We start from the raw sequence: 23,563 nt of genomic DNA, 5'->3' as shown, positions 1-23,563 counted from the left end.
CGGACCTGCGTCAATTGAATGTCTCAGCCACGTCATACATGACCGGCTCGAAACTCTTGCACAGCTCATTGATCTTGCGGTTGCGGTCGCGCATTTCCGGGGTGCGTAGCATGGCCAGAAAATCCTCGCGCCGTTCCCATTGCGAATAATTGGCAATCCGGGTCTGTGCGTCGTTGACATGCAGGCCGGCGGATACAAAACCAGGCTGTTTTGAGATGAATTCGGAATAGGCATCCGTCAGCGCCTCAAGCAGGTCCTGACAGGTGCCGGGTGTCATCTCAAATGTCGTGATAACGGTCTGAACGCTGGCGGTTTTGGCTATGGTCGGCATCTGAGTCCTCCTTTGGCTTACCCTCAGCCTAGCACAGGATTCCCAAACGTCTTGTCTTTCCTGCCGCCCAAAGCGAAGTCGCCCCGTTAAAGGGGCGACTTGCTGGTATCTCTACTCTTCCAGACGCATTTGTACCGAGACATCACCGCTCAGGCTTTCGGCCCAGCGCAATTGGACGGTGTCGCCATTGCTGCCCTGTTCGACATCGGCATAGGGAAAGGAATAGCGCACCGACCCAAGCGCCGTTCTGAGCGGCCCCAGAACCGCCACCGCATCACAACTGCGCGCCTTGGCGCCAAACGGCAACCGACCGTCCGAGTCGATGGTCCAGACCTGCGAGGCCGAGTTCTGGCTGTGCCGCACCCGCAGCGGGTTTTCGACCTTGGCGTCAATACCGTGATAGGTGTTGTTGCTGAACGTGACGTTGATGTGCTGATCCGCATCCAGATCCGCAAAGGACGTATCCACCCGGTCGGCGCGCTCTAGGTCCGTTCCGTTAGAGCGGAACTTGTTGCCGGTCACCGCCAGCCCGTTCAGAAAATGCCCCGGACCGTGCGGACGGATCACAATATAGCTGAACCAGGGCGGCGCTTCGCTGGAATAGAAGATATTGTCGGTGATGCTCATAGCGCTGAAGGAATAGCCCGAGACATAGGCGGGCGTCGTGTCACGCTCATTCGTCCACTGCACAAAGCAATTGTCCACGTAGTTCTCGGCAATGGTCGAGCTGTTATAGGTGCCGATCATGATCAGCCCTGCGGTCCGCACCCCCTGCGGGATACTGTCGCCCTGGAAGAAGTGGTTGCCAAGGATCATATTGTTGTCCCTGCCGATAACCGCAAAATGCTTGAAGCGCACTGCCCGGTTGTGGCGGATCTTCACGTCATTCGAGGTAGTGTTCAGCGCGATCGACTTGCGATCCGGGACAATGAAGGACTCTTCCGAGGACAGGAACTGGCAATTGTCGATCAGCATCCCTTTACAGCCCGTCCCGATTGAGGTGATGCCGCGATCCAGCGGACGGCTGATGAAACAATCCGACAATGAGAACGTGCTGCCCGCAGGTGCCAGACGAATGGCGCTGCAGCGGCCGTTGCACTGGAACTCGATCTGCTCCATCCCGAACTTGCGCAGCACTCCGAAATTGCCGAAATCCAGCAGGTATTTGAAGGACACGAAGGTGAAGGTCTGGGTGCCTGCCGCGTCATACATCGGTGCGTTCAGCGTCAGCTCTCCGGCGCTTTCATCCTTGCCGCGCACGTAAATCTCGCGTCCGACGCCGCTGCCCTGAACCAGCGAGCCGATGGGGATATTCGCCACGTTGGCCACATTGGTCAGACGGGTCGAATCCGCCGGATCATAGGTCGCGACCGAGGTGAAGGTCTCGGTATCCCAAGCCGAGCTGCTTTTGACATCGAACTGACCGTTGCGGATGACACGACGGGTCGAAAACCCCGGCTTGTTGGGAACGGCGGCAAACATGTCGATTGGGGCCGTCACCTCGATCTTGCGACCGCCCAGATCCAGCGATTCATGGTCCGAGTTGTTCAGCAACGCCTGAAACGCCTTCTTGAAGGCCAGCTCTTCATTCCCGAAAGCTGCAATATAGGCGGGCAGGTCATAGTTTTTCAGCAGCAAAAGCATCTTGTCGTCAGGCATCGTGACCGTGCCTTCAAACTCGACCTCAGAAGACAGTGTGGTGTTCTCGGCCAGACGATAGGTGCCTTGGGGCACAAAAATGCGGCGGCCTCCAGCGGCCTGATCCGCCGCCTCGAACGCGGCCGAGTCGTCGGCAATGCTGTCGCCCACCGCGCCATAGTCGCGCACGTCCACACGGCTGATGATCTCACGCAGGAACACGCCGGTGACATCGGTGATCTCCAGATCATCGACGCGGATGACGGCCCCGTTGGCGCCCTCAATATCAATACCGAAATGACCGTAGAGCGCACTTACACCCCAAGCCATATCCACGCCGGGACGTCGCCCGGTGCCCACAATCGCGGTGATCTCAGTCACTGCGCCATAACTTGTCAGCTGGGTGGCTGGGCCTTGCTCGATCACGCCTGTCAGATGGGTGTCGCCTGCTGCACCGGCCCAGGCGGCGATCCGCACCTCGGGCAGAGGGCCACTGATCGCCTTGACCCGCGCCTTGATCTGCAAATAGCACCCCGGCAGGATCGGGGTTGGCCCATGTAGCGCAGTTGTTGCGGACTGTTGATCTTCAGGATCTCAAGACAGCCGCCAAAATCCGCATCCGACGGCACAAATGCCCCGGTGCCCGAGCCATCATAGGTCGGTGAGCCCGGCGTACCATCGCCCGCAGACCACACGCCCAGACCGTTTTCGAAAGCAGGCGGCATGAACACAATGCCGTCGGTGATTGCCGTGTTCATAGAAATCCCTTTCCTCGTCGCGCGGCCCAATGGCTGCACGTTCAAACGCCGTGTTCAGGTCCATCCCGAACGCGACGATCTGAGTATCCAAAAGGGATTAACCGCCACTCATGCGACCGTGACGGTGGTGTTGCATCAGGCTGCGGGGTCGGCGCGACCCAATAGCTGCACGCCGTTGATCTTCCAGCCATTTTCCTGCTGGATCATCTGATAGTCGAGAATGTGAACCGCGCCATCGCCATCAGTGATCATGACCTTTTGCCACAACGCGCCTGCGACCTCGCGCAATTCCAGAAACCGCACGTGAGAGGGACGCCAGACCATGGGATAGCCATTGCGCACCATCGCTCCGAAATTGTCCGGGTTTCCGAAAAGACGCTGGATATTGGGGCTGGCAAAGGTAAAGGCCGTGGCGAAATCATCCGCCTTGAAGGCCTGAATCTGGGCCGCGATATTGGCCTCGATCTCGGTGCTCTGGGCAAATGCACCCGAGGCCAGACCAGCACTCAGGGACAGGGCAAGCAGTAAACGACGCATAGGGCTACCTCCTGACGGAACGGTAGCCCCATGCGGGATCAGGTCAAATCAGACCAGCTCTCCGGCCAAGGCCTTGTCGATCAGCGCGATCGTTTCCGGCACGCCATAGAGGGCAATGAAGCCACCAAAACGCGGGCCTTGCGAGGCACCCAAAAGTACCTCGTAGAGGGCGGTGAACCAGCCACGCATCGGGTCAAACCGCTCGCGCCCGATGGAATAGACCACCGATTGCAGCGCCTCATCCTCGGTCGGGCCGTCATATGCCTCAAGCGCGGCTTTCAGAGCCTCCAACGCCTCGCGCTCTTGCTCCGTCGGGGCGCGGTGCTTGCGCGTTGGTTTGACGAAATCGTTGAAGTAACGCACGGCAAAACCGGCCGCCAAGTCCAGATCGGGGTGGCTTTCTGCCGTCGCCTCAGGCGCGTAACGGCGGATAAAGCCCCAAAGCGACTCTTTGTCCTCGGCCCCGGAAACCGAAGCCAGGTTAAGCAACATGGCAAACGGTACGATCAGGGTCGACTCCGGAACATCACCGCCATGAATATGCCAGACCGGGTTGTTCAGCTGCGCCTTCAGCTCCTGCCCCGGATAGGCCCGCAGCTGCTGATGGTATTCATCGTAGGCCTTGGGAATGACGTCGAAATGCATCCGCTTGGCCGTCTTGGGCTTTTGATACATGAAATACGACAGGCTTTCCGTCGGCGCATAGGTCAACCATTCGTCAATCGACACGCCATTGCCGGACGACTTCGATATCTTCTGACCGTTTTCATCCAAAAACAACTCATACGAGAAATGCTCGGGCGCTCGGCCACCCAAAGCACGGCAGATAGCGTCATAGATCTTTTCGTTGGTGGCGTGTTCCTTGCCGTACATCTCGAAATCGACACCAAGCGCAGCCCAGCGCGCGCCAAAGTCCGGCTTCCACTGCAGCTTGACGTTGCCACCAGTTACGGGAACGGTCCATTCCTTGCCCGTCTCATCATCAAAGGTCACGGTGTAGGTCTCGGCACAGACCTTTTTCATCGGCACATACATTACCCGCCCGCTTTCAGGGTGCAACGGCAGGAAGATCGAATAAGTTTGCTGCCGTTCTTCGCGGAGACTCTTCAGCATGATTGCCATGATTTCGTCATAGCGTTCGACAGCACGCTTTAGGATCTCGTCAAATTGTCCAGACTCGTAGAATTCCTTCGCCGAATAGAACTCATACTCGAATCCAAAGGTGTCGAGGAATCGGCGTAGCATAGCGTTGTTGTGCGCCCCAAAGCTTTCGTATTCACCGAATGGATCGGGAACCGAAGTCAGCGGACGCTGCAGGTGCTGCTCCAGAATCTCCGGGTTCGGCACGTTGCTGGGCACTTTTCGCATACCGTCCAGATCGTCCGAAAAACAGATCAGCTTGGTTGGGATATCCGACAGCGCCTCAAACGCGCGCTTGACCATCGTGGTTCGCGCGACCTCACCAAAGGTGCCGATATGCGGCAGGCCCGAGGGGCCATAGCCGGTCTCGAACAGCACAAATCCCTTCTCCGGAGCGTTCTTCTGATAGCGTTTGAGCAACCGGCGCGCCTCTTCAAAAGGCCAGGCCTTGGACGACATTGCGGTTTCACGCAGTTCAGACATCAGATTTGCTCCATCGGGAAAAACAGCGCCGATCGCCCTTTGCAACCGACCGGCCCCTCCTATTGTGCCGGTGCAGCATGAGTCAATAAAAGCGAGGGGTTTTTCGAGGAACAAGGCCGTTTTAGGCGGTCAGTTGATCCAGTTTCGCCGCCCAGATAAAGTCATTCTCGCTGAGCCCGCCGATTTCGTGGGTCGTCAGCCTGACATCCACATAGCCCCAGCCGAACGAAATATCGGGATGGTGGCCCTGCTGATCCGCCAGCCATACACAGAGATTGGCCAGATATGTCGCTTTAGCGAAACCCTTAAACGCGAAGTGGCGGCTTAGCTCGGTCGACCCGGCATTCAGTGTCCATTCCGAAGACAGCTCGCCCAAATGAGCATTCGCCTCGTCTGCCGTCAGGGCTGGAATGCCGCCGGAACAAGGTACGCACGTACGGTCTGACAAGTTGCAGGTTTGTCCTGTTGTGGTCATTTTCGTTCACTCCGCTGCTGTTGCTTTGGGTAGGAACTTGTTGGGCAATAGACCGAGCGACTGCGCCTGCCTTACATCTGCCAACAGGTCCCTGTCGGCCGCGGCGAACAGCGCCTCGGGGTCTTGCAGAACAAAGTAGCCCATCTGGTGCATGTCGATCCTATATGGGGTGCGCAGGATCGTCTGCACGTCAAACGGGTCCCGGTCCGGAATATCGCTTTCGACCGCATAGACAAGTTCAGTGGGCGAGGACGCCAGCCCCGAACCCAGCGCTTTGATTTCACCATCCTGCCACCGTAGTCCGAACTCGACCGAAAACCAATAAAGCCGGATCAGCCAAGCATAATCCTTTGGCCCAGCCTGCACTCCGGCCTTACCGATGGCCTGACTGAACGCCGCAAATCTGGGATCGCTGAGCAAGGGCGTATGCCCAAAGATCTCGTGAAAGATGTCCGGCTCTTCAATATAGTCGAAATCCTCGCGTGAGCGGATGAAGGACGCTGCCGGAAACACCCTGTCAGCCAGCATCCCGAAGAAGGTCTCGAACCCGATCAGAGCCGGCACAGGCTGAACCCGCCATCCAGTTAGGTCCAACAAACGTTCCGAGATATCCGTGCAGGAGGGCACACGGGTCTTCGGCAACTCCAACCGTTTCAGGCCGTCGAGATAGTCGCGCGCCATGTATTTCTGCACGTTGTCCTGCTGCGCCGAGTAGAGATCAGCCCAAACGGCGTCCTCTTCAGCGGTATACGCGATATGACCCTTCGCATCGGCGATTTTAGCGCGGTATTTCGTTGTTTTCGGCATCTTCTCCTCCCCTTCGCAGACATTCTATTCAAGGGAGATGGCGAATTCAGTTTCTCTGGATGGAGAAATCGACTAAAGTTGAAGTATTCATTTTGCGTCTGGTGAGAAATTGACACAAACATTTCAACCTGCCGATCTGGCCATCCTGCAACAGCTGCAAACCGATGGCCGACTATCGATGCAGGAGCTTGCAGACCGCACGGGCCTGTCCGCCTCGCAATGCTGGCGTCGGGTGCGGGATCTTGAGGCATCGGGCGTTATATCGGGCTACTCTGCGCAGGTCCGCGCTAAGTCTGTCGGACTGAACGCAATTGCTTATATCCACGTCGCGTTGCAGAGCCATCAGGAAGACAACATCAACGCCTTCCTCCGTCTGGTTGAGACAGAACCTCAGATCGTGGAATGTGCGTCGATTACTGGAGATCATGACTTCCTCCTCAAGGTCTATGCCAAATCGCCCGAAGATCTTGAGCTTTTCATAATGCAGCGCCTTCTGAAGTCAGGTCTGGTCCGTGACACCCGCAGCAACTTCGTGCTGCGCCAGAGCAAAACGCGGGGACCACTGCCAATTCTCTGACACGCGCCCGCAAAAGCCGTTGAACCTGCCCGCCAGCCCTCCTATCGTGCGACGGCAGCAAATGACTCAGGACGACCCAATGACCGATCAAATACCACACCCGATGTCTCCGCAAGATTGCCTTGTGGCGATCATGGTCGCGATCTCGGCGTCGGATGAGACGATCCGCACCGCCGAACTGGTCAAGATCGAAGGCGCGGTGAATATGCTGCCGGTTTTTGCGGGTTATGACATCGACCGCACCCGCCGGGTTTCGCAAATCGTGTTCGACCTGTTCGAGCAGGAAGACGGACTGGATGCTCTCTTCGGCCTGATCCGAGACAACTTGCCCGAACGCCTGAACGAAACGGCTTATGCGCTGGCCTGTGACGTGGCCGCCGCAGACGGCTCGCTAGCCGAGACCGAGCTGCGTTTGTTGGAAGAAATCCGCTATGAATTGAACATCGACCGCCTGCACGCTGCCGCCATCGAACGCGGTGCCCGCGCGCGCCACGCAGTTTAGGCTCAACTGCCGTAGAGAGACCCCCAGCGTTCAATCAACGCCCGCTGAAGCTTGCGCGACCGGCGGTTCCAACTGCGCGCACCTTCTGGTCGCTCGCGTTGTTCACGCGGGATCGTGGCGCGGTGGTCCACATCTGCCGTAAAGATCGCAAAGGCCAGTTCAGACCCGTCAGCCGTGGTCAGAAACCCACCCAGACCTGAGACGAAGTTCAGCGTTCCGGTTTTTGCATTCACCTTGATGGGGTGATCCTTGACCGCCCGTCCCTGACTATCGGTCAGCGTGAAAGGTTTGAGCAGGGGCCGCAGCGCCCCGGTTTTGCGCGCCGCAACAAGCGCCTTCACCAGATCACCCGGAGGCATGCGGGACGCATCACCCAGGCCCGAATGGTCCACCATGGCGATCTGGGTGGCCCCATAACTCTCCGCCGCCCAGCGGTTCATCTCAGCTGCCGAATCCGCCAGATCACTCGGCCTGATCCCGCGTGCTTTCGTAGCCGCCATACCAACCATTTCTGCCGTCAGATTGGTCGAGTATTTTAGCATCCCACGCAGGATGCTTTCTAACCGGTCACTCTGATGCACAACTAACGCAGTGCCTTTCGGGGTTTCCTGCGTGACTTGCACACGACCCAGAACAACCCCGTTTGAGCGGGCAAGCGTGCGAAAAACATCGCCCGCATAAAGTGCAGGTTTTCGAACAGGCAACCAGCGTGCGCCGCCATTGCCCAGCGCGCCTTTGGCCACGGTCCAGCGGTCCTGACGTGCGCTGGGTTGATAGGTGTAGATCGGTAGGCTGCGCGGTTCCACCCGCATCACAGCCATATCGACATCCGGACGGTACTTGGCGCTGCGCGCATCCATCGTGACGTTGTAGTTCGTCCCGGCCCGCTTCCATTCGAAATGAACGCGGTTGAAGTTCAAAGAAATTCCACTGATCGCCGGGCTATAGCCCAGATGATCTGGCTGCCCTGGGTCGATGCTGAACACATAGGGCAACGCTCCGTCATAGACCTTGAACGCCCCGCGCACCTCGGTTACCCCGGCCTCGCGCAGATTAGCTGCCATGCTTGCCAATGCATCCGTGTCCAGCAGAGGATCGCCGCCACCGACAAGGATCAAGTCGCCCTTTAGAATGCCATTCTCAATTGGCCCATCCGCCAGAAGCTTGGTCTCAAAGCGATGATCTGGCCCCAGAACGTCCAACGCATAGAGCGCGGTCAGCGCCTTGCCCACACTGGCCGGAGGCAACCCGGCCTCACCCCCCAGCGCTTCAAGCTGGGTGCCTGTCTCAACATCTGCCACAGCAAAGATCACATCGCCCCTCAGCCCGGCTGCGCGCACGAACCGCTCTGCCCCGGTTAGCTGAGGTCCACGGGCCTGAGGCCGCAAGGACACCAAGGGGGCCTGCGCAAAAGCAGCAGCGGGGATCGCAGCTGCGCTCAACCCTGCAAGAAACAAACGGCGTGAAATACGATCAACCATGGGTCAATTAAAATCCCAGAGATGAAATTTGGACAACCATTGCATGAGAATATGCAGGCAATGTGGCTATTCGGGCAACACTCCGTTTGCCCAGATGCCGCGATTGCGAAGATCAGTTGAACTGAGATTTACCATAGGCACGTTCGCGAAACACCATGCCGGAGCCTGCGCGCGCCCCAATAAATGCCGCGCCTGCCCGTCAATCCTGTAGGGTGCGTAGACACGCGCCGCTGGCGACATCCGCGCGGAAATTCGATCCCCCGGTCGCGCCAAAACGCCCACGGGGACGCTGTCCATGATCAGCCGCCAGTCCTTCCAACAATGAAACTGTGCCAGATTGTCGGCCCCCATGATCCAGACAAATCGAACTTGAGGATAAAGCCGCCGGAGGGCCGCCAGAGTATCCGCCGTCGCCCGCGTGCCCGTCAGCACCTCGATATCCGTCACGTCCACCCGAGGGTGCTGCATTACCGCCCGCGCGGCCTCTAACCGACGCGGCAAAGGCGCAGGCCCGTGCTGTTTCAGAGGGTTACCCGGAGAAACCAGCCACCACACACGATCCAAACCGAAAGCCTTCATCGCCTCAAGCGTAACATGCACATGACCTTGATGCGGAGGATCAAAGGACCCTCCGAACAGCCCAATGACCTGTCCGGGTCGAGCATATGGTATCTGGCTGCGCAACATCCCTTGCTGATGTTCAGAACTGAAGCAGCTTGTCAATCAATCGGTTGCACCGTATCGCCCACCCGAACGCGTCCAAGGCGCAACACTTCGGCACACCACCCGCCATGCCCACGCACGGCAGAATAGCCGCCTTTTCCCAGCGCTTCCTCCATCCGGCTGCAAGGTGCGCAGATCACGGTAAAGCGCAGAACCGCCTCACCCATCTGCACCTCGCGTCCTTTGAGCGCGGAGAGGTTAATCCCCGAAACCACCAGATTGCGCCGCAATATCTTTGGCGCAATCTGCCCTTGTCTTAGATACGAGCCAATCGCCGCCAAATGCTCCTGCTGGATCAAGGTCACCGCCCTCTTGCCCCTGCGACTGCGATCTCCATCCAAACCATCGGCGGAAATCATAGCGTCGCCCAAAGTGACGATCTCCGACCGCCGGGCTGGACGCACTCCAATCCAATCGACCCGACCGGGCTTTGCCCACCCGGCAATCAATTCCGCAAGTTCTGACATCTCACGCGCCTCTCAAACCTGAGCCAACCTAGCCCGCCCAAGGTCTAAGCAAAAATCACGAAACCACCAGCTTGCCCCGCCCGCCCCGCTTGGATATCAAGCGTTTCAACCCAATTTCCCCGACCCAGAGGACGCGACATGGCCGCCTATCAATATGTCTACCACATGCAGGGTGTCTCCAAGACCTATCCCGGTGGCAAGAAGTGCTTTGAAAACATCCACCTGAGCTTTCTGCCAGGCGTGAAAATCGGTGTCGTCGGCGTCAACGGCGCGGGCAAATCGACACTGATGAAGATCATGGCGGGCCTCGACACCGATTTCACTGGCGAGGCTTGGGCGGCTGAGGGCGCCAAGGTCGGCTATCTGCCGCAGGAACCGCAGCTGGATGAATCGCTGACCGTCCGCGAAAATGTCATGCTGGGCGTGGCCGCGAAAAAGGCCAAGGTCGACCGGTTCAACGAAATCGCCATGGAGATCGCCGAGAACTATTCGGACGAGCTGATGGAGGAAATGACCACCCTCCAGGACGCGATCGACGCGGAAAACCTGTGGGACCTCGACAGCCAGATCGACGTCTCGATGGAGGCGCTGCGCTGCCCGCCGGACGACGCCAACATCGCCAATCTTTCGGGCGGTGAGAAGCGCCGCGTGGCGCTCTGCAAACTGCTGCTGGAAGCGCCCGACATGCTGCTTCTCGACGAACCGACCAACCATCTGGACGCCGAGACCATCGCGTGGCTGCAGCAGCACCTGATCGACTACAAGGGTACCATCCTGATCGTCACCCACGACCGCTATTTCCTGGATGACATCACCGGCTGGATTCTGGAACTCGACCGCGGCCGTGGCATTCCTTACGAGGGCAACTACTCCGCGTGGCTGGAACAAAAGGCCAAAAGGCTGGAGCAGGAAGCGCGTGAGGACAAGTCCAAGCAGAAGACCCTGCAGCGCGAGTTGGAGTGGATGCGTCAAGGCCAGAAGGCCCGTCAGGCCAAATCCAAGGCCCGGATCAACGCCTATAACGAGCTGGCGGAACAGTCTGAGCGCGAAAAGCTGACCCGCGCGCAGATCGTCATCCCCAACGGCCAGCGTCTCGGCGGCAAGGTGATCGAGGTCGAGGGCCTGTCGAAACACATGGGCGACAAGCAACTGATCGAAGGGCTGGACTTTGCCCTGCCCCCCGGCGGCATCGTCGGCGTAATCGGCCCCAACGGTGCCGGTAAATCGACCCTGTTTAAGATGCTGACCGGTCAGGAACAGCCCGACAGCGGAACAATCACGCTGGGCGACACGGTTGAACTGTCCTATGTCGACCAGTCCCGCGACGATCTGGCGGACAACGATACCGTGTGGGAGGCGATCACCGGCGGCGCCGAGATCATCCAGCTGGGCGACGCGCAGGTCAATTCCCGCGCCTATTGCTCGTCCTTCAACTTCAAGGGCGGCGACCAGCAGAAGAAAGTCTCGCTGCTATCCGGCGGTGAGCGCAACCGCGTCCACATGGCGCGGCTTCTTAAAGAGGGCGGCAACGTCCTGCTCCTCGACGAACCGACCAACGATCTGGACGTCGAAACCCTGCGCGCGTTGGAAGATGCGCTGGTCGATTTCGCCGGTTGCGCCGTTGTGATTTCGCACGACCGTTTTTTCCTCGACCGGATTTGCACGCATATTCTGGCATTTGAGGGCGACGCGCATGTCGAGTGGTTCGAAGGCAACTTCGAGGACTACGAAGAGGACAAAAAGCGCCGTCTGGGACCGAACGCGCTGGAGCCCAAGCGCCTGAAGCATAAGAAGTTTGCGCGGTAGATCATGCCAATGGAATGGGAACGGATATCCGAGAGCATTCCATATTTGGACAGCGAAAGAACGATAGAGTTCGTAGTAGGCGACTACGCCTACTCGCTTCATGTTGATCCATCTCTACCCAACAGAATTCGGCTAACAAACAAAGAAACAAGCGGAAATTGGATCGTGGAAGTAGTCAGAACCAGTCGGGGACTGCTACGGCTTGACGGAATTGCGTTTCGTGCCCCCAGTATTGAGCAAAGTGATTGTTGGTTTAAGTTAGAAACTGGGACGCGAAGTAAGATCACTTATTGGGGTGATAGTGTTGTCCTAAGAACCGACGAAACCACGAGTGGAATAAACGGATGACAACCGGCAATTCGTACCGACCGATCCCGCACTGATCAGCTCGATTTCATCGCTAGCATGCTTGCAAAACTGACTATTTCGAACAAACCCGCAAAGGCATCCCGTTAGAGATTTTTTGGCACTACGAGAAGTGTTGTAGGTGTCGGGCTCAAGCCCGGCCTACAAATTGCGCGTATCTACACTAAGGCTCTCCGAGCTTACCAAAGGTAAAACCATCACTCCACTATGGACCCACCCGACCCGCGCGGATGTTGCGATGGATCGACGAATACGGCCAATCGGTTGGATGTTCTACGAGCCCATGCTTGACCGAATTGCTACAACAATACGCCTTGTCGTTGCGGCAATCCGTTTCACTACGGATACGGTGCTTCCAAAACTTGCGTTGCCAAGTAGTCGCTTCGCGTTTGTTCTGCCTTAGGCCGGGCTTCAGCCCGGCAAATCTGCCAGTTGTCAAGACGGGCAGGTTTGACATCGCGAGTGCCGGGCTGAAGCCCGAACTACGACTTGTTTTGTCTACACAATTAGTTAAACAAGCTTTGATTGTGCCCCAACGCGTCGAGTAATCCGCATCCCCCGGTGGCGAAGTCCAAATTGCGTGCAAACAATTGGGCAAGACCACAAACGAATCGCACCAGAAAAGCAGGTCCTGTCGTGGCGTCCCAAAAGCCGCACGCAAATGCGCAACGTTTCGCACCAACAAATCGGACGACCTGTCGGCCAGAGAGACAGTGAAGAAATACTTCGCTCCGAGTATTCGAACGCGGCGGTAGTTTCTCATAAAGGCATCCCAACGCGCTCATGGCTGCCAACGCGTTAACCGATTCCACCCTTGCCACATCCCTGCCCCAATGCCATATCCAAAGGGCTAACGTTTTTCTATTTCGACCCACTGTCTCCTTCTACGGCGCTCAGTCATTCGATCCAGACCGACGACGCCAGGCTGCCGCATCCACGTGGGCAGCACTAAACAGGAGACACGGATATGCCTGCAGGCACCGTAAAATGGTTCAACACCACCAAAGGCTACGGCTTTATCGCACCCGAAGATGGCGGCAAAGACATCTTCGTTCATATCTCAGCTGTCGAGCGTTCGGGCCTGACCGGTCTGGCCGACAACCAGAAAGTCACCTACGAGCTGCGCTCGGGTCGTGACGGTCGCGAAAGCGCGGACAATATCGAGCTGGCATAAGCCACTCTGACGGGCGGGGGTAAACCTCGCCCTTTTTTGTGGCCGTCAGGCATCACATCACAATTTCGTAATATCTGCCCCATAATTGACCAATTAAGATATCATTCTGGAATTCGAGTGATGATTTTTCAGGTCAATTCAAGAGGCGCACATGTTCACACGTCGTGTTTTTCTGGCTGGAACGGCCCTGAGCCTTCTCCCCGGTATTGCCGTTGCCAAGAAGGCTGCCGAGTATGATCCCACACCGCAATTTGTCCGGATCAAAAAGCAGTTTCAGCCGGGGCAACTGCTGGTCGTGCCGCGATCATTCTACCTTTATTACGTGACCGAACCGCGCAAGGCGGTCCGCTATGGCTGTGGGGTCGGCAAAGCCGGGTTGGAGTTCACCGGCACTGCGACCATCGACGTGAAGAAGGAATGGCCCACCTGGCGGCCCACGCAAGAGATGATCGAGCGGGATCCGGTGGCCTATGCCCGTTTCAAGGATAACGACTATGTTCAGCCCGGCGGGGGGGACAATCCGTTGGGCGCGCGGGCGCTCTATCTGTTCCAGAACGGGGTCGACACCTATTTCCGCATCCACGGCACAACGCAGCCGCAGACCATCGGACGGGCAGCGTCCAACGGATGTATCCGGATGATGAACGAACACGTGGTGGATCTCTACAACCGTGTGCCAATCGGAACGGTTGTCACAGTGGTCTAACGTCCCCTAGCCCTGTTCACCCGACATCTTGACCAGTTCCAGCACAGATGGGCCAAGCGCCTCGACAATCCGCGCGACTCCTTTAGCATTCGGGTGAATCCCGTCCGGCTGCATGTATTGGCTGACTGCGTTCGGATCACCACCCGAGGCGAGACCGTCAAAGAAACTCTCGGCGTAGAGGACATCAAACTGTTCAGCCAAGTCCGGGTAAATCATGTCGAACGCCTGTTTATAGTCCGGCCCATAGTTGCCGGGGGCCTGCATGCCGATCAGTAACACGTCGACTTTGCTTGTTTCAGCCGCGCTCAGGATTGCGGTCAAGTTGGCGCGCGACAGGTCGGGGTCGAGACCCCGCAGCAAGTCGTTGCCACCCAGCGCAACGATCATCGCGTCCACATCTGGCGTCAAAGTCCACTCGACCCGCGCCGCGCCGCCCGCCGTTGTGTCCCCCGAGACACCTGCGTTGATCAAACGAACCTCAGCCCCGTTCGCCTGCAGCCAGCGTTCCAGCTGTGGGACGAACCCATCCTGTTCGACCAGCCCATAGCCTTGGGTCAGCGAGTCCCCCAGCGCTGCAATTACGACAGGCTCGGCTGTTGCAGTATAGCCCCAACTGACAAACAGCCCTGAAACCAGAACCTTGCGCAAAGCTGCAAACGCTCCATATCCCAATTGACTGCCCTCCGATGGAAAGACCGATGACTTCAGCTGTTCTTACGCTCCAAAATGCCTCTTTGTCGTTGGATGGCAATGCCGGGCGGGTCGATATTCTGCATGAAATCTCTTTGTCCGTGATGAAGGGTGAGAGTTTGGGGCTGATCGGGCCATCCGGGTCGGGCAAATCTTCGCTGCTGATGCTGATGGGCGGGTTGGAGCAAGCGACCGGCGGTCGCGTCTCGGCTTTGGGTCAGGATCTGACGACAATGGATGAGGATACGCTGGCCCGCTTTCGGCGCGACACGATGGGTATCGTGTTCCAGAATTTCCACCTGATCCCTACCATGACAGCACTGGAAAACGTCGCCACCCCGTTGGAGCTGGCCGGCCACAAGGACGCATTCACCCGCGCAGAGGCAGAACTCGACACCGTCGGCCTGTCCCATCGGCGCGACCACTATCCGGCGCAATTGTCGGGGGGTGAACAGCAGCGGGTTGCCCTAGCCCGCGCCTCGGCCCCGCGCCCTCAGATCCTTCTGGCGGATGAGCCTACAGGCAATCTGGATGAAACCAACGGTGCCGCTATCGTCGATCTACTGTTCGGTCTGCGGGACAAGCACGGCGCGACCTTGGTGTTGGTAACGCACAGCCCATCTCTGGCGGCGCGCTGCGACCGCGTTGTGCGCCTGCGCGACGGTCGCATCTCGGATGAGACCAAGCAAGAGGCCGCGGAATGAGCCTGCGACTTGCCGGACGGCTGGCACGTCGTGAACTGCGCGGAGGCCTCCGCGGCTTCCGTATCTTCCTCGCCTGTCTCGCCCTTGGGGTTGCCGCCATCGCTGCGGTCGGCACGGTCCGCTCGGCCATCCAGACAGGGTTGACGCAGGAAGGGGCCGCCTTGCTGGGCGGAGACGCGCAGCTTGAGTTCACCTATCGCTTTGCCAGCGACGAAGAACGGCGCTGGATGGACGAGACAGCGCAACTGGTATCCGAGGTTGTCGATTTCCGGTCTATGGCTGTCGCCGCGCAAGACATCGGAACCGAGCGGGCCCTGACACAAGTCAAAGCGGTGGATGGCACTTACCCTTTGGTGGGGGCCGTTACTCTGGTCCCGGACATACCTCTGGGCAACGCTTTTGCGGGCGCAGACGGACTGCCTGGTGCCGTCATGGCACCCGCATTGATCGACCGGATAGGGCTGGCGGTCGGAGATCGTTTTGCCTTGGGCACACAGGAGTTTGTCCTGATGGCGGTCCTGAACCACGAGCCAGACGGTGCTGCGGACGGGTTCGCCCTTGGGCCAAGAACACTGGTCCGAACCGAGGACTTGCAGGCCTCCGGCCTATTGGCACCGGGCACGCTGTTTTCGACCAAATACCGCCTTGATCTACCCATAGGCACTGATCTTGGAGACCTCTCCCAGCAGGCCAAGGAAGCCTTCGATGGCACCGGCATGCGCTGGACCGACGCCCGCAACGGGGCACCTGGCATCACTGAATTCGTCAACCGCCTCAGCGCGTTTCTGGTTCTGGTCGGCCTTTCGGGGCTGGCAGTCGGAGGCATAGGTGTATCCGCAGCCGTCCGAGCGTACCTGTCGCAAAAGACCGAAACCATCGCCACCTTGCGCACCTTGGGGGCCAACCGCGCGACGATCTTCCAGACCTATATGATCCAGATCGGGCTCTTGTCGGGCATCGGAATAGCCATCGGCGTAACATTGGGCGGGGTCTTACCGCTGGCCTTGGCTCCAATGATCGAAAGCATGCTGCCGATCCCGGCGGTTTTCGCCCTCTACCCGCAAGCTCTGGCCGAGGCTGCGATCTACGGCATTCTGACCGCTTTCCTGTTTACCCTCTGGCCACTGGCCCGAACTGAGGAAGTGCGGGCCGCCACCCTGTTTCGAGATGCGCTGACCACGGCCCGCGCCCTCCCCCGACCCATCTATGTCATGGCAACCGGTTTCGGGCTGGTCCTGCTGATCGCAATCGCCGCGTGGTTCAGCGGCTCGGCCCGACTGACGCTCTGGACCAGCGCTGGCTTGGTAGGCGCGCTCATCCTGCTTTCCCTATCGGCCATCGCCATCGGTCGCCTCGCCCGGGCGGGCAAACCCGCCGCACGCGGTCGTCCCGCCCTGCGATGGGCGCTCTCGGCTATTTCAGACCCGCGGGAGGGCGCGGCATCGGTGGTCCTGTCCCTCGGTCTCGGCCTGTCTGTTCTGGCAGCCGTCGGGCAGATTGACGGGACCTTACGCAATGCGATCTCAGGCAACTTGCCTGACGTAGCGCCATCTTATTTCTTTGTCGACATCCAAAAAGACCAGATGCCGGGCTTCACCGAGCGTCTGGAATCCGACCCATCCGTCAGCCGCATCGAAAGCGCACCGATGCTGCGCGGCATCATCACCCAGATCAACGGACGCCCCGCGCGCGACACAGCCGGGGACCATTGGGTTCTGGAAGGCGACCGAGGCATCACCTACTCGACCCGCCCGCCCGAAAACGCCCGCGTTACAGCAGGCGATTGGTGGGCCGAAGACTATTCTGGAGAACCACAGGTCAGCTTCGCCGCGGAAGAGGCCGCAGAGATGGGCCTGACCCTTGGAGATGAACTGACGGTCAACATCTTGGGCCGAGATATCACGGCCCGCCTGACCTCATTGCGCGAGGTTGACTTTTCGACGGCAGGCATGGGCTTCATAATGTCGATGAACCCCTCGGCGCTGGCCGGTGCACCACACAGTTTCATCGCCACCGTTTATGCCGAGGAACAGGCCGAAACCGCGATCCTGCGCGATCTGGCCAACCAGTACCCCAATATCACCGCGATCCGGGTGCGGGACGCGATTGACCGGGTGTCGGGCCTGCTGGCCGGGTTGGCGGCGGCAACCTCCTACGGGGCAGGTGTCTCGCTTTTGACCGGGTTTCTGGTCCTGATCGGCGCAGCCGCCGCCGGAGAGCCTGCGCGACGCTACGAGGCTGCGGTTCTAAAAACACTTGGGGCGAACCGACAGCGCATCCTGTTCAGCTTTGCTCTGCGCGCTGTCTTGCTGGGAGCGGCCGCCGGGGGCGTCGCCCTTCTGGTCGGCATCCTGGGGGGCTGGGCCGTCGCCACCTACATCTTCGACACCGGCTATACGGTTATCTGGCCTTCGGCGGTTGGCATCGTACTGGCCGGAATGGTCGTGACACTGGGTGCTGGGCTTGCCTTCGCCCTGCGGCCGCTGTCGGTAAGACCAGCCCGCATCCTGCGCGCCAGCGATTGACCCCTTAACGCACGCAGGCGACGGGTTGCAGGATTTTCAACAAAGGATCGTTGTCGCAAACCAAAGCATCCAGCGTGATATCGTCCAACGAGGCATAAAACACCTCAGCCGCGTCCTTCAGCGCCAGCTTCAATCGACACGCATCTGTCAGAGGGCAGGTGTTGTCGGCATCCGCAAAACACTCGGCAATCGGCAATGCGCCTTCGACATCGCGAAACACAGCCCCCACCCGGATCTCATCAGCCGAGCGCGCCAGCGACATGCCCCCATTGCGGCCCCGTTGGGTGCTCAGATAGTTCAGCTGGCTCAACTGGTTGATCACCTGGGCCAGATGGTTCTCGGAAATGTTGCAAACCTCGGCAATCTCGGCCTTGGTCACCAGCCTTTCGGGATGCGCCGCGCAATACATCAACAGGCGCACGGCGATATTCGTCCGTTTGGTAATCCGCATAAGGGCCTCCCTAAATCAATGATGTGATCTTATTGCATGTCCGGCAAAAAAGCGGTTTGACATACATCAATCGACCCAAAGGACATCTCGCGCTGATGGCAGACCCCTATTTCTTTGGCTATGGCAGCCTAGTGAACCTGGCCACACACGACTTTCCCGATCCCCGGCCCGCAAAGCTCAAAGGTTGGCGGCGGGCATGGAAGCACACCGACTTGCGCTCGGTCGCGTTCCTAACTGCGGTCCCTGATCCAGATTCCGAGATCGAAGGTATGATTGCCCACGTACCCAAAAACGACTGGGCCGCGCTGGATGAGCGTGAATGGGCCTATGACCGCATTCCCGCCACGCAGTCGGTCGCACATCCGCTTACGCAGGATGTTGAAATCGCTGTTTATGCGGTGCCGAAGGACCGGCACAATGCTCCGACAGATCATCATCCGCTGCTGCTGAGCTACATCGACGTCGTCGTACAAGGATATCTGCGTATTTTTGGACCGGACGGGGCCGACCGGTTCTTCGCAACAACGGATGGCTGGGACGCACCCGTCTTGAATGACAGGGCCGAGCCTAGATACCCACGCCACCAACAGCTCAAACCCGACGAGACAGATTTTGTTGACGATCGCTTGCGCCGGGCGTCGGTGCGGGTCATCCAACCGCACCAACAAAAAGAGGCAGACGAACTGCCTGCCTCGTTCAAGTTCTAAATTCTGGCAATCAGCCCCGCGCGCGGATCACTTGCAACAGCGGTAACAGCATAGCCATTTCCGGCCCGCGCTCCATCCCGGTCAGCGCCTTGCGCAGCGGCATGAACAGGCCCTTGCCCTTGCGGCCCGTGGCCTCTTTGACAGCCTTGGTCCAAGTGCCCCAAGTGTCGCCATCAAACGGACCTTCCGGCAAAAGCGCAATCGCCTCGGCGATGAAGTCACGATCCTCATCCGCGATCAGAGGTTCGGCCCCATCCCGGCACAGTTCCCACCAGCCCTTGAGGTCAGCCAGAGTGGTGATGTTCTCGCGCGCCATGGCCCAGAACGGCTCGGCCAGATCGGCAGGAACACCCGCCTCGGCAACGGCGTCTGCAACATCCGCCAGCGGCAGCGATTGCAGATGCTTCGCGGTCAGCGGGAACAGGTCCTGCACATCGAACTTTGTCGGAGCCGCGCCAAAGCGGTTGATATCGAACCCATCGATCAACTCGGCCATCTCGGACCGCAACTCCACCGGGTCAGACGAGCCCAGACGCGCCATCAGGCTCAGCAGAGCCATCGGCTGCACGCCCTGCTCACGCAGATCACGCAGCGCCAGCGTGCCCAGACGTTTCGACAGTGCCTCGCCCTGCGGGCCGGTCAGCAACGAATGGTGCGCAAAACGGGGGCATGTGCCGCCCAGCGCCTCGATGATCTGAATCTGCGTTGCGGTGTTGGTGACGTGGTCCGAGCCACGTACAACATCGGTCACGCCCATCTCGGTATCGTCCACGACGGAGGCAATCGTATAGAGCACCTGACCGTCACCCCGGATCAACACCGGATCGGAAACCGAGGCCGCATCGATCGAGATGTCGCCCAGAATGCCGTCATTCCACTCGATCCGTTCGTGATCCAGCTTGAAGCGCCAGACGCCATTGCCACGCTCAGCCCTCAGCGCGTCTTTCTCGGCCTCACTCAGGTTCAGCGCGGCGCGGTCATAGACCGGCGGCTTGCCCATGTTCAGCTGCTTCTTGCGCTTGAGGTCCAGCTCGGTCGGCGTCTCAAACGCCTCGTAAAGCCGGCCCATCTCGCGCAGCTTGTCAGCGGCTTCGGCGTAGCGGTCCAGACGTTCGGACTGACGCTCGACCCGATCCCAGTGCAGACCCAGCCACTCAAGATCCTGTTTGATCGCGTCGACATATTCCTCTTTCGAGCGCTCAGGATCGGTATCGTCGATGCGCAGGATGAAGGTGCCGCCTGCTTTGCGGGCGATCAGGTAGTTCATCAGAGCGGTGCGCAGGTTGCCCACATGGATGTAACCGGTGGGCGACGGGGCGAAACGGGTGGTTGTCATGGGTGTCTCCTGTTGGCGCGGCTCTTGTCACAAAGGCGCGTTTTTGTCCAGCAGGCGTTTCGGACTACCCAAGTTCCGCAGGACCCCCCAGATCGCAAGATGAACAAATATTAACACGCAATGTTCATCCACGCAGACTAAGTACCGGTGTATAAAGTGGCACGCGACCCGAAGCGAACTACCTTTTTCGCTGGCGTTCTGACAGGGAGACTAAGAAATGGCCATCAATTTAACACGCAGAGCGGCCCTGGGCGCCGCAGCAGCCCTTCCATTTGCATCCGCAGCGACCCCACTTTTGGCGGCCGGAGCCGAGACAAAGGCGAACTCGACCATCGCAAGATCATTCCAGCTGGGCGACTTCACGGTCACAACCCTGCTGGATGGCAGCTTGCCGCGCGACGGTGCGCAGGAAATCTTCGGTGGCGGCGCCTCGGATGAGGAATTCGCCAAAGTATCAGCCGAAAACTTCATCTCGCCTGACGTGGCACAGTTCTTTTTCACGCCGACTCTGGTGAACACAGGCTCAGAGCTGATACTGTTCGATACCGGACTTGGACAGGGCGGCATTCAGGCCGCTTTGGCAGATGCAGGTGTCACGCCCGATCAGATTGATGTGGTTGTGCTGACCCACATGCACCCGGACCACATCGGCGGCATGACCACCAATGACGCGCCGACATTCCCTAATGCCCGCTATGTCACTGCGGCACCCGAATATGATTTCTGGTCCGCTCAGGAAGCCGGGAACCGGGTCGGTGATCTGGTTGCTGCCAAGGTCACCCCTCTGGCCGAGAAGATGAGTTTTATTGAGGATGGCGGAGACGTGGCCTCGGGCGTGACGGCGATGGCGACCTTTGGGCATACCCCCGGTCACATGGTCTACCACCTGGAAAGCAACGGCCAGCGTCTTATTCTGACTGCGGACCTTGCCAATCACTATGTCTGGTCTTTTGCGCATCCCGAATGGGAAGTTCGGTTCGACATGGACAAAGCTGCGGCAACGGATTCACGCCGTAAGATTCTGGGCCTGCTGGCCGCCGACAAGGTGCCGATGATCGGCTATCACATGCCCTTCCCGGGCGCTGGCTATGTCGAGACCCGAGGCGACGGCTTCCGTTTTGTACCCGTCAGCTATCAAATGATGGGCTAAGCCCTCAATACCCCGGTTCCGGCCGGACTTTTGAGCCATCGGTGAACCGAGACAGGCGAAACGCGGCCGGATCCACACAGGGCGTTCTGTGCATAACCAGATCTGCCATTAACAGGCCCGCGCCGGGGCCGATGCCGAAACCATGGCCCGAAAATCCGGTGGCAATGAACAGGCCCGGCAGATCATCGACCGACGACATCACTGGGATCGCGTCCGGTGTCACGTCAATCATCCCCGCCCAGCTTTGGACGATCTCGGCCTGCTCCAGCGCCGGATAACTCTTGCGCGCATTCGCCCACGCGCCACGGATGACCTTTTGCGACGGCTCCGGATCCAGCACGCGGCAATGTTCGAACGGAGTCACATCGGTGGGCAGCCAGCGTCGATCCTCTCTCGCCTCGGTCGTCCATCGGCCTGACAGGCGAAAGCGCAGCGATCTCCATTCCTGCGCGAAGGCTGGCAGGAACTTGAGGGCCAGCCGGAAACTGTCGGGTACGATATCCACCGTGTTTTCATGACCCGAAGCGATGGTATAGCCACCATCGGCCCGCTTTCGGATTGCAAACCCATCCGACCACAGCGCGACCTCGGGCCCCTCGGCCACCGGCGACACGCGCATGACCGTGTTCAGCACCTTCAGTTGAGGCAAGTCGAACCCCGCGTTTCCGGCGAACAGGCGCGACCAAGCCCCACCGGCCAAAACCACCCGGTCACACGCCACGCGGCCCCGTTCCGTGTAAACTCCGCCGACGCGGCCCGCTTGCATATCGACGCTACGGACGGCGCAATTGGTCATGACGATTGCCCCACGATCACGCGCGGCCTCGGCGATGGCGGGGGCGGCCCATTGCGGCTCGGCCCGACCGTCTTGTGGCATATAAAGACCGCTTGAGATATCCGACTGCGCCCCGGGCATAAGCTCGGCCAGTTCGGCCCCGACGACGATCCGCGCGCCAGTGTCCAACCCTTCGACATGGCGCATCCAACGTTCAAGATTGCGCGCATCCCGCTGGCCTGAGGCGCCGAACAGAATCCCCGACTGCGTATAGCCGGTCTGACGTCCGATCCGGTCCTCCATCCCGCGCCAAAGGCGCAGCGACTCTTGCATCAGAGGGATCTCCCTCGGGTCGCGCATACCAAGACGCACCCATCCCCAATTGCGAGAGCTCTGCTCGCCAGCGACCTGACCTTTTTCACATAGCAGGACCGAAACGCCCCGCTCGGCCAGTTCCAAGGCCGTCGATACACCGATAATACCGCCGCCAATCACGACGGCATCGACTTGTTTCGGCAATGAAAGATCGGAATCGAAGACAGTAGGCTTGGGACCGGGCATCAAAAGCTCATGGACAATCGTATGGACTGCCATGGAGACCGACCACTGCGCCACTGGCAACCGGTTTTTTGAGGATCACAACAGGATTGTGCAGACCTGTGGCGCGCACGCCAAAGGTGCCGCGAAATACGCCGCACCTTCAACGACTTTAGCCTAGCGATTTACGCCGCGCCTGACAGCTCAGCCCATTTCTGTCGCAGATTGGCCGAGAACCCGCTTGACTTGGGCTTTGACCCGGTCCGGACCTCTTCCTGAGGGACGAGATCAGGGAACTCAGGCCGCTTCATCGGCGCGACATTCTGCTGACATGCATCTTCCCTCAGCATGTCCGCAATGGCCGCATCCAGTTTCTCCTCGTCCAACTCTTGGGGAGGAGATTCCATCGTATTCAGCGCCCGCGGCGCGTGAAGCGATTTATCATATTGCTCATTCATCGTAACACCACACTGTTCACTCAGACATCCCACCCGGATGTGGCGTCGTCAGGCTAAAAACAGTTTGCCATGACCCTGCGCCCCTCGCAGCAATACGTCACACCCGCCTCACATGAGGCAATATCCAAGCATAAATGTGGCGGAAAAATGTCGCAAAAACAAGGACAGCCTGCGGATCACCCCGGAAAATGAACGGGGCACGCACGGTATCGGAAACAATGCGAGAGCTCAAAGCAGCACTACACCATAAACGGGAAAC

The 23,563-nt window shown here is 59.0% G+C and carries 23 protein-coding genes and 1 pseudogene; 9 read left to right on the top strand and 15 right to left on the bottom strand.

The window, feature by feature from the left end; translation table 11 throughout:
- Positions 1-10 precede the first annotated feature (10 nt).
- The 6 genes and pseudogenes from ACR0JF_RS12115 to phhA all read right to left on the bottom strand — a co-directional run bounded on the left by ACR0JF_RS12115 (position 11) and on the right by phhA (position 6,169).
- Complete coding sequence (locus ACR0JF_RS12115) at positions 11-331, bottom strand: antibiotic biosynthesis monooxygenase family protein (protein ID WP_170462743.1); 321 nt, start codon at positions 329-331, stop codon at positions 11-13.
- A 111-nt stretch (positions 332-442) separates the two neighbouring features.
- A pseudogene (locus ACR0JF_RS12110) lies at positions 443-2,727 on the bottom strand (glycosyl hydrolase family 28-related protein).
- 135 nt (positions 2,728-2,862) lie between these two features.
- On the bottom strand, positions 2,863-3,264 hold the full coding sequence (locus ACR0JF_RS12105) for a DUF4864 domain-containing protein (RefSeq protein ID WP_170661130.1): 402 nt from the start codon (positions 3,262-3,264) through the stop codon (positions 2,863-2,865).
- Positions 3,265-3,312: 48 nt separating this feature from the next.
- Positions 3,313-4,887 carry a lysine--tRNA ligase gene (locus ACR0JF_RS12100; RefSeq protein WP_170661131.1) on the bottom strand — a complete coding sequence of 525 codons (1,575 nt, stop codon included), beginning with the start codon at positions 4,885-4,887 and terminating at the stop codon, positions 3,313-3,315.
- Between the two features lie 121 nt (positions 4,888-5,008).
- Entirely contained in the window at positions 5,009-5,362 is a 354-nt protein-coding gene (locus ACR0JF_RS12095) for a 4a-hydroxytetrahydrobiopterin dehydratase (protein WP_170661132.1), read from the bottom strand.
- 6 nt (positions 5,363-5,368) lie between these two features.
- Complete coding sequence (phhA, locus tag ACR0JF_RS12090) at positions 5,369-6,169, bottom strand: phenylalanine 4-monooxygenase (RefSeq protein WP_170661133.1); 801 nt, start codon at positions 6,167-6,169, stop codon at positions 5,369-5,371.
- Positions 6,170-6,254: 85 nt separating this feature from the next.
- Between phhA and ACR0JF_RS12085 the strand changes: the two genes are divergently transcribed.
- Together ACR0JF_RS12085 and ACR0JF_RS12080 are read left to right on the top strand one after the other, a co-directional pair.
- Positions 6,255-6,746, top strand: coding sequence for an Lrp/AsnC family transcriptional regulator (locus tag ACR0JF_RS12085; RefSeq protein WP_480669395.1), 492 nt, complete (start codon positions 6,255-6,257; stop codon positions 6,744-6,746).
- A 79-nt stretch (positions 6,747-6,825) separates the two neighbouring features.
- A complete protein-coding gene (locus ACR0JF_RS12080; RefSeq protein ID WP_170661134.1) occupies positions 6,826-7,248 on the top strand; it encodes a tellurite resistance TerB family protein in 423 nt (140 codons plus the stop codon).
- A 2-nt stretch (positions 7,249-7,250) separates the two neighbouring features.
- Here the strand turns inward: ACR0JF_RS12080 and dacB are convergent, their stop codons facing one another.
- The 3 genes from dacB to ACR0JF_RS12065 all read right to left on the bottom strand — a co-directional run bounded on the left by dacB (position 7,251) and on the right by ACR0JF_RS12065 (position 9,919).
- Positions 7,251-8,729 carry a D-alanyl-D-alanine carboxypeptidase/D-alanyl-D-alanine endopeptidase gene (gene dacB / locus ACR0JF_RS12075; protein WP_170661135.1) on the bottom strand — a complete coding sequence of 493 codons (1,479 nt, stop codon included), beginning with the start codon at positions 8,727-8,729 and terminating at the stop codon, positions 7,251-7,253.
- Positions 8,730-8,795: 66 nt separating this feature from the next.
- Positions 8,796-9,416, bottom strand: a complete 621-nt coding sequence (locus ACR0JF_RS12070; RefSeq protein WP_170661136.1) for a nicotinate-nucleotide adenylyltransferase — start codon at positions 9,414-9,416, stop codon at positions 8,796-8,798.
- Between the two features lie 32 nt (positions 9,417-9,448).
- Complete coding sequence (locus ACR0JF_RS12065) at positions 9,449-9,919, bottom strand: MOSC domain-containing protein (protein ID WP_170661137.1); 471 nt, start codon at positions 9,917-9,919, stop codon at positions 9,449-9,451.
- 138 nt (positions 9,920-10,057) lie between these two features.
- Here ACR0JF_RS12065 and ettA point away from each other — a divergent pair, with 138 nt between their 5' ends.
- Positions 10,058-11,725 carry an energy-dependent translational throttle protein EttA gene (gene ettA / locus ACR0JF_RS12060; protein ID WP_170661138.1) on the top strand — a complete coding sequence of 556 codons (1,668 nt, stop codon included), beginning with the start codon at positions 10,058-10,060 and terminating at the stop codon, positions 11,723-11,725.
- A 571-nt stretch (positions 11,726-12,296) separates the two neighbouring features.
- Here ettA and ACR0JF_RS12055 read toward each other — a convergent pair.
- Entirely contained in the window at positions 12,297-12,854 is a 558-nt protein-coding gene (locus ACR0JF_RS12055) for an REP-associated tyrosine transposase (RefSeq protein WP_480669360.1), read from the bottom strand.
- 204 nt (positions 12,855-13,058) lie between these two features.
- Here ACR0JF_RS12055 and ACR0JF_RS12050 point away from each other — a divergent pair, with 204 nt between their 5' ends.
- Entirely contained in the window at positions 13,059-13,265 is a 207-nt protein-coding gene (locus tag ACR0JF_RS12050; protein WP_170378838.1) for a cold-shock protein, read from the top strand.
- A gap of 151 nt (positions 13,266-13,416) precedes the next feature.
- A complete protein-coding gene (locus ACR0JF_RS12045) occupies positions 13,417-13,971 on the top strand; it encodes a L,D-transpeptidase (protein ID WP_170378840.1) in 555 nt (184 codons plus the stop codon).
- Between the two features lie 6 nt (positions 13,972-13,977).
- Here the strand turns inward: ACR0JF_RS12045 and ACR0JF_RS12040 are convergent, their stop codons facing one another.
- Positions 13,978-14,643, bottom strand: a complete 666-nt coding sequence (locus ACR0JF_RS12040) for an arylesterase (RefSeq protein ID WP_170661139.1) — start codon at positions 14,641-14,643, stop codon at positions 13,978-13,980.
- A 26-nt stretch (positions 14,644-14,669) separates the two neighbouring features.
- Between ACR0JF_RS12040 and ACR0JF_RS12035 the strand changes: the two genes are divergently transcribed.
- Positions 14,670-15,365: an ATP-binding cassette domain-containing protein gene (locus ACR0JF_RS12035; RefSeq protein WP_170661140.1), complete on the top strand. Its 696-nt coding sequence runs from the start codon at positions 14,670-14,672 to the stop codon at positions 15,363-15,365.
- Complete coding sequence (locus tag ACR0JF_RS12030; protein ID WP_170661141.1) at positions 15,362-17,890, top strand: FtsX-like permease family protein; 2,529 nt, start codon at positions 15,362-15,364, stop codon at positions 17,888-17,890. Before ACR0JF_RS12035 ends, ACR0JF_RS12030 begins: the two co-directional genes overlap by 4 nt.
- 4 nt (positions 17,891-17,894) lie before the next feature.
- On the opposite strand, the gene ACR0JF_RS12025 is transcribed toward ACR0JF_RS12030, so the two are convergent.
- Entirely contained in the window at positions 17,895-18,341 is a 447-nt protein-coding gene (locus ACR0JF_RS12025; RefSeq protein WP_170378848.1) for an Rrf2 family transcriptional regulator, read from the bottom strand.
- A 95-nt stretch (positions 18,342-18,436) separates the two neighbouring features.
- Here ACR0JF_RS12025 and ACR0JF_RS12020 point away from each other — a divergent pair, with 95 nt between their 5' ends.
- Positions 18,437-19,048: a gamma-glutamylcyclotransferase family protein gene (locus ACR0JF_RS12020; RefSeq protein WP_170378850.1), complete on the top strand. Its 612-nt coding sequence runs from the start codon at positions 18,437-18,439 to the stop codon at positions 19,046-19,048.
- A 10-nt stretch (positions 19,049-19,058) separates the two neighbouring features.
- Here the strand turns inward: ACR0JF_RS12020 and gltX are convergent, their stop codons facing one another.
- Complete coding sequence (gene gltX / locus ACR0JF_RS12015) at positions 19,059-20,384, bottom strand: glutamate--tRNA ligase (protein WP_170661142.1); 1,326 nt, start codon at positions 20,382-20,384, stop codon at positions 19,059-19,061.
- A gap of 217 nt (positions 20,385-20,601) precedes the next feature.
- On the opposite strand from gltX, the gene ACR0JF_RS12010 reads away from it, so the two are divergent.
- The gene (locus tag ACR0JF_RS12010) at positions 20,602-21,534 is read left to right on the top strand and encodes an MBL fold metallo-hydrolase (RefSeq protein WP_170661143.1); all 933 of its coding nucleotides are present in this window, start codon (positions 20,602-20,604) and stop codon (positions 21,532-21,534) included.
- A gap of 4 nt (positions 21,535-21,538) precedes the next feature.
- Here ACR0JF_RS12010 and ACR0JF_RS12005 read toward each other — a convergent pair whose 3' ends face one another.
- The gene (locus ACR0JF_RS12005; RefSeq protein ID WP_170661299.1) at positions 21,539-22,870 is read right to left on the bottom strand and encodes an NAD(P)/FAD-dependent oxidoreductase; all 1,332 of its coding nucleotides are present in this window, start codon (positions 22,868-22,870) and stop codon (positions 21,539-21,541) included.
- A gap of 161 nt (positions 22,871-23,031) precedes the next feature.
- Positions 23,032-23,253 (bottom strand): hypothetical protein, encoded by a 222-nt coding sequence (locus tag ACR0JF_RS12000; protein WP_480669355.1) that lies wholly within the window; start codon positions 23,251-23,253, stop codon positions 23,032-23,034.
- Positions 23,254-23,563 lie beyond the last annotated feature (310 nt).

It is taken from the genome of Ruegeria sp. BG11, assembly GCF_056538565.1.
The sequence above is the reverse complement of the archived record's forward strand: the minus strand, read 5'-3'. Positions and strand labels throughout refer to the sequence as shown.

Excerpts from the sequence above, each read along its gene's own strand:
- ACR0JF_RS12080 (WP_170661134.1), top strand. The coding sequence starts at position 6,826 with ATGACCGATCAAATACCACACCCGATGTCTCCGCAAGATTGCCTTGTG.
- dacB (WP_170661135.1), bottom strand. The coding sequence starts at position 8,729 with ATGGTTGATCGTATTTCACGCCGTTTGTTTCTTGCAGGGTTGAGCGCA.
- ACR0JF_RS12095 (WP_170661132.1), bottom strand. The coding sequence starts at position 5,362 with ATGACCACAACAGGACAAACCTGCAACTTGTCAGACCGTACGTGCGTA.
- phhA (WP_170661133.1), bottom strand. The coding sequence starts at position 6,169 with ATGCCGAAAACAACGAAATACCGCGCTAAAATCGCCGATGCGAAGGGT.
- gltX (WP_170661142.1), bottom strand. The coding sequence starts at position 20,384 with ATGACAACCACCCGTTTCGCCCCGTCGCCCACCGGTTACATCCATGTG.
- ACR0JF_RS12100 (WP_170661131.1), bottom strand. The coding sequence starts at position 4,887 with ATGTCTGAACTGCGTGAAACCGCAATGTCGTCCAAGGCCTGGCCTTTT.
- ACR0JF_RS12045 (WP_170378840.1), top strand. The coding sequence starts at position 13,417 with ATGTTCACACGTCGTGTTTTTCTGGCTGGAACGGCCCTGAGCCTTCTC.
- ACR0JF_RS12005 (WP_170661299.1), bottom strand. The coding sequence starts at position 22,870 with ATGCCCGGTCCCAAGCCTACTGTCTTCGATTCCGATCTTTCATTGCCG.
- ACR0JF_RS12035 (WP_170661140.1), top strand. The coding sequence starts at position 14,670 with ATGACTTCAGCTGTTCTTACGCTCCAAAATGCCTCTTTGTCGTTGGAT.
- ACR0JF_RS12000 (WP_480669355.1), bottom strand. The coding sequence starts at position 23,253 with ATGGAATCTCCTCCCCAAGAGTTGGACGAGGAGAAACTGGATGCGGCC.
- ACR0JF_RS12105 (WP_170661130.1), bottom strand. The coding sequence starts at position 3,264 with ATGCGTCGTTTACTGCTTGCCCTGTCCCTGAGTGCTGGTCTGGCCTCG.
- ACR0JF_RS12010 (WP_170661143.1), top strand. The coding sequence starts at position 20,602 with ATGGCCATCAATTTAACACGCAGAGCGGCCCTGGGCGCCGCAGCAGCC.
- ACR0JF_RS12030 (WP_170661141.1), top strand. The coding sequence starts at position 15,362 with ATGAGCCTGCGACTTGCCGGACGGCTGGCACGTCGTGAACTGCGCGGA.
- ACR0JF_RS12115 (WP_170462743.1), bottom strand. The coding sequence starts at position 331 with ATGCCGACCATAGCCAAAACCGCCAGCGTTCAGACCGTTATCACGACA.
- ACR0JF_RS12050 (WP_170378838.1), top strand. The coding sequence starts at position 13,059 with ATGCCTGCAGGCACCGTAAAATGGTTCAACACCACCAAAGGCTACGGC.
- ACR0JF_RS12020 (WP_170378850.1), top strand. The coding sequence starts at position 18,437 with ATGGCAGACCCCTATTTCTTTGGCTATGGCAGCCTAGTGAACCTGGCC.
- ACR0JF_RS12070 (WP_170661136.1), bottom strand. The coding sequence starts at position 9,416 with ATGTTGCGCAGCCAGATACCATATGCTCGACCCGGACAGGTCATTGGG.
- ACR0JF_RS12025 (WP_170378848.1), bottom strand. The coding sequence starts at position 18,341 with ATGCGGATTACCAAACGGACGAATATCGCCGTGCGCCTGTTGATGTAT.
- ACR0JF_RS12065 (WP_170661137.1), bottom strand. The coding sequence starts at position 9,919 with ATGTCAGAACTTGCGGAATTGATTGCCGGGTGGGCAAAGCCCGGTCGG.
- ACR0JF_RS12055 (WP_480669360.1), bottom strand. The coding sequence starts at position 12,854 with ATGAGAAACTACCGCCGCGTTCGAATACTCGGAGCGAAGTATTTCTTC.
- ettA (WP_170661138.1), top strand. The coding sequence starts at position 10,058 with ATGGCCGCCTATCAATATGTCTACCACATGCAGGGTGTCTCCAAGACC.